Source organism: Rhodococcus sp. P3_B8, from assembly GCF_056402775.1.
Window position 1 is genome coordinate 1 of record NZ_JBFUGT010000419.1, and the last position, 4692, is coordinate 4692.

2 protein-coding genes and 2 pseudogenes are annotated in these 4692 nt (G+C 65.4%); 3 read left to right on the top strand and 1 reads right to left on the bottom strand.

The window, feature by feature from the left end:
• Both AC1D1G_RS41910 and AC1D1G_RS41915 read left to right on the top strand, forming a co-directional pair.
• On the top strand, positions 1-393 hold a 393-nt coding region (locus AC1D1G_RS41910; RefSeq protein WP_477956570.1), incomplete at its 5' end, for an integrase core domain-containing protein.
• 538 nt (positions 394-931) lie between these two features.
• Positions 932-1965 (top strand): annotated as a pseudogene (locus tag AC1D1G_RS41915) (magnesium transporter).
• Positions 1966-2011: 46 nt separating this feature from the next.
• Here AC1D1G_RS41915 and AC1D1G_RS41920 read toward each other — a convergent pair.
• Positions 2012-2194, bottom strand: coding sequence for a hypothetical protein (locus AC1D1G_RS41920; protein WP_477956571.1), 183 nt, complete (start codon positions 2192-2194; stop codon positions 2012-2014).
• Between the two features lie 339 nt (positions 2195-2533).
• Between AC1D1G_RS41920 and AC1D1G_RS41925 the strand changes: the two are divergent.
• Positions 2534-4692, top strand: a pseudogene (locus AC1D1G_RS41925) (Tn3 family transposase); the annotation flags it as partial.

A 4692-nucleotide genomic window follows, 5' to 3' on the forward strand; every position in this document is an offset into this window, starting at 1 on the left:
GCCCACACCCTTGTCGAGGCGCTCGCCGACAACGGTGTGCTCGCCTCGTATACGCGACCTCGGGTCAGTGACGACAACCCGTTCTCGGAGTCTTTGTTCAAGACCATCAAATACGACCTGAGTTGTCCGACCCTGTTCGAGAACATCGACCATGCCCGCGACTGGACGGCACAGTTTCTCCACCGTTACGCCACCGAGCACCGCCACAGCGGACTCGGCCGCCACACACCAGCGGCCATCCATGCCGGCACCGCCACCCTCGTCCGGCAACGTCGCCAGCAGGCCCTCGACCGCTACTGGTCGAAACATCCCGAACGATTCCGAAGCAAACCAACCGCACCAGCCCTCCCCGGACCGACCGGGATCAACACCAACGTGTCTCAGACAGGTTGACAACTTCCGTCTCGAGGCCGGGAACGGGTGCGTCCGCGGAAAAGGTGCGCGGCTGTCGCCTGGAGCTCGACGCGCCGACGCGCCGACGCTACCGACCCGTCGTCCGGGCGTGGAGGTCGCCGGTGGCGCGGGGCAGGCCCTGCGGTCCACAGTTGACATAATGTCGATTATCGGCAAAAAGTGGCATTTTATCGCCGCAGGTCAGAAGCCTGGATTTGCCTGCCTGTATACCCGTAGCCAGTTCTGCGTCGACCCGGCCCTCGGGCCCGTCCGGCGCTCGTTCGCAACGTATTCGACTCGGCGCGTCGACGTCGCGGCTGATGCACCCGTCGGCGCGCTGAATAATGTTCACGCCGCCGGATGTGCGGCCCCGGACCGCTAAGGCCAATTCGGCGGTGTCGTCGAGTGGCCCGCTTTTCCGAATGAATGTTCGGTTTCGGGTCTCCCCTCCCTCCGCCCATGCACCCTCATTACGTCACTGTGACGTAATGAGGGTGCGCCCGGTCCACTCGGAACGTGGCCGGCTTCGGTATCACCCGTGCCAGGATCGAAGGGCACTCCACAACACGTTCGGAAAGGGTGTGCCGGTGTCCGAATTACTGGTCTTCGACGATGAGCCCGAACCCCGGACTGCGCTCTGGCATGCCTGCACGAGGGTTCCCACGGCCGCCCCGGGCGACTCAGTGACGGCCGTACTGAGCGATATGGCCACTAAGCGGTACGACTGCGCTTCGGTCGTCGCCGTACTGGTCGCCGGCCGACTCGTGGGTGTCGCACCGATTCGAACGTATGTTCGGTGCCTCCGGATGTGCGTCGCTACGCGACGTCATGGATCCGAGTCCGCCCGCGGTCCGACCCGATACCCACCAGGAACGGGCCGCGTGGCAGGCGGTTCAGCACGGGGAGCCGGGGCTGGCGATGGTCGATGACGACGGTCGGTTCCGTGGTCTCGTCGCGCCACAACAACTTCTCGCGGTACTGCTCCAGGAACACGAGGAGGACCTCTCGCGCCTCGGAGGCTTCCTCCATTCGGTCGAGACCACGCGCGAGACGAGCGTGGAGAACGTACGGCGCAGGCTGTGGCACCGTGTTCCCTGGCTCCTCGTCGGATTGCTGGGTGCCATGGTCTCGGCCGTGTTCATGGCGGCATTCGAAGTCACTCTCGAAGCGAATGTGGCCGTTGCCTACTTCATCCCCGGAATCGTTTATCTCGCAGACGCAGTCGGAACGCAGACCGAGACCCTGGCGATCCGTGGATTGTCAGTCGGGGTGGGAATTCGACGTATCGTGGGGCGCGAGGCGCTCACCGGTCTGTCGGTGGGTGCTCTCCTCGGAGCCGTAATGCTTCCGGTCGTCAGCCTGATGACCGGTGACACGATGCTCGCGGTCGCGGTGGCCGCAGCGGTTCTCGCCGCGAGTGCGATCGCCACTATCGTCGCCATGGTGTTGCCGTGGCTCCTGCAGCGACTCGGCAGGGACCCGGCATTCGGCTCCGGTCCACTTGCGACTGTCGTACAGGACCTGCTGTCGATCATGATCTATTTCGCGGCCGTCACGGCGCTCGTCAGTTAGATCCCCTGCCCGAACCTGCAGCGAGGAGGCAGGACGTCGAAAGCGCCTACCCTGCAAGGACCTTGAAAACGTCGTAGACCATCCAGGTCGGCCAGAACAATCCTTGGATGATTGCGAGGACGTATTCCCAGAACGCGTCCGCCTGCTGCCAGAACCACACCCACGCACCGAAAATGCCCAGGGCGTAGATCGCGCCGCCGCCCGCGGCGCCGGTGTTGCTGTCGCTCATGGTCGCATTCCTTCCGCCGGCCGATCTGTACCGGTTCTCGGGGAACTCTCGATCGGGCGCCTCATCTCAGTGTTAACACTGCAGGTCTGCGGCGACAGAGCCGTTCGTCACCCCGGCGGGATGCCGCGGTCACGGAGTCAATCGGGCCGGGTCTCAACGTCGGGTTGGTGACCTTCTCCCCTACGGGTGTCGGGGTCGCCGTAGTATCCGCCGACGATCGGGCGGATTTGGCGTAGCCGCTGGTCGGGGGTGACTTCTCGGTTCAGGCTGCGGGCGGGGGCGGTTGGTGATTGGCTTGGCTGCCGATGATGTTGGTCGGCGTATTGGAGGCTGGTCTTCGTGGCGACGCGGGTGTTCGCGGACGAGGAGTTGGCGCGTCTACGGGAGTTCCCGGAGATAAGTCGTGAGGAGTTGTTCCGGTACTTCACCTTGACCCCGGCTGACGTGGCTTTCGTCGACCCGGGCCGCGGGCGTGGGCCTGCGGACCGGCTGGGACTGGCTGTCGCGTTGTGCACGCTGTCGTGGCTGGGATTCGTGCCGGACAAGTTGGTGTCGGCGCCGCCGGTAGCGGTGGCTCGGCTGGCCATGCAACTGAATGTCGATGCGGCGCAGCTTCATTCGTACGGAAAGCGAGCCAAGACCCGCACCGAGCACGTGCGGCTGGTGGCGCAGTATCTGGGTTGGCGGCCTGCCGGTGCGATGGAGTCGAAGGAGTTGGACGAGTTCCTGCTGGCACGAGCGATGGAGCACGACTCACCGACTTTGTTGTTCCGGCTGGCCTGCGAGTATCTGGTTTCGGCGCGCTTGATCCGGCCGGGCCCGGTGACTGTGGTGGAGCGGGTCGCGCACGCTCGCGCGTAGGCACAGCGGGAGACCTACGACCGATTGGCGCACGAGTTCACGCCGGAGCGATGCGCGGAGCTGGACAGGCTGCTGATCGTCGACCCGTCGATCGGGATGACGCGGTTGCGGTGGCTGTCGACCGGTCCGGTGGAGGCGTCCGCGACCGCGGTGAAGGCCGAGGTCGAGAAGCTGGGGTTCCTGCGCAACCTGGGTGCTGACGAGGTGGATATGTCGATGCTGCCGACAGAGCGGCGGCGGTTCCTGGCGACGGTGGGCCGCCGATTGACCGGGCAGGCCCTGGAACGCCGCGACCCGCAGCGCCGCTACCCGATCCTGCTCACACTATTGGCGCAGTCGGCCGCCGATGTGCTCGACGAGGTGGTGCAGCTGTTCGACCAGGCGATCTCCGCGAAGTTCAGCACGGCCGAACGCCGGATGCGTGACGAGCTCGCCGAACGCGGCAAGGCCGGGGAGGATCGGCAGGGGTTGCTCGACGACCTGCTGGCCATCATCACCGACACGCAGATCCCCGACGAGGAGATCGGTGCCCTGATCCGCGGCGAGAAGATCGGATGGGAACGGCTGCGCGCGGCGATGGCGCAGGAGTTGACAGAGATGCTGCCGTTCGCGCCGATCGTGTCGCTGTTGATCGAGCTGGACAAACGCACCGGTTACCTGGACTGTTTCACCCACGTCGGCGGCAAGCAGTCCCGCACCCCGGAGCTGAAGCGCAACCTGATCGCGGTGCTGCTGGCCTACTCCACCAACCTGGGTCTCACCCGGATGGCGGAGGCCTGCGGGATCTCCTACGACATCCTGGCCTGGACTTCGGAGTGGTATGTGAGGGAGGAGACGTTGCGGGCGGCCAACCTGGCGATCATCGACTTCCACCAACGCCTGCCGCTGACCCCGGTCTTCGGGGCCGGCACCCTGTCCTCCTCGGACGGGCAGCGGTTCCCGACCCGCGGCAAGTCGATCACCGCCAGAGCGCTGAGCCGCTACTTTGCGAACGAGGGGTTGTCGACATATACCCATATCACCGATCAGCACGCCACCTACGGCACGAAGGTGATCGTCGCGACGAGACGTGAAGCTCACTACGTGCTGGACGAAATACTCGGCAATGCAACAGATCTGCCGATCACCGAGCATGCGACCGATACGCACGGGGTCACCCTGGTGAACTTCGGATTGTTCGACCTACTCGGATTGCAGTTGTCCCCGCGGATCCGGGATCTGGGCCGGATCACCCTGTACCGGCCGGGGCCGCGGGCGGAGGCGGAAACCCGGTTCCCGCACGCGGGGCCGCTGCTGACGCGGCGGTGCAACCTGGATCTGATCGCCGAGCACTACGACGATCTGCTGCGGCTGGCGGGGTCGCTGAAGTTCGGGCATGCCACCGCATCGCTGCTGGTCGGTAAGCTGTCGGCGTCGGGCCGACAGAACGCGCTGGCTGCGGCGTTGAAGGAGTACGGGGCTCTGCGGCGCACGATCTATGCCGCCCGGTATCTCTCCGACCCGGGCTATCGGCGCAAGATCTCCCGTCAGCTCAACAAGGGCGAATCCCTGCATGCGCTGCGCCGCGACCTGCTCTACGCCCACGAGGGTGCGGTGCGGACCCGGCATCTGGAAACCCAGACCGAGCAGGCATGGTG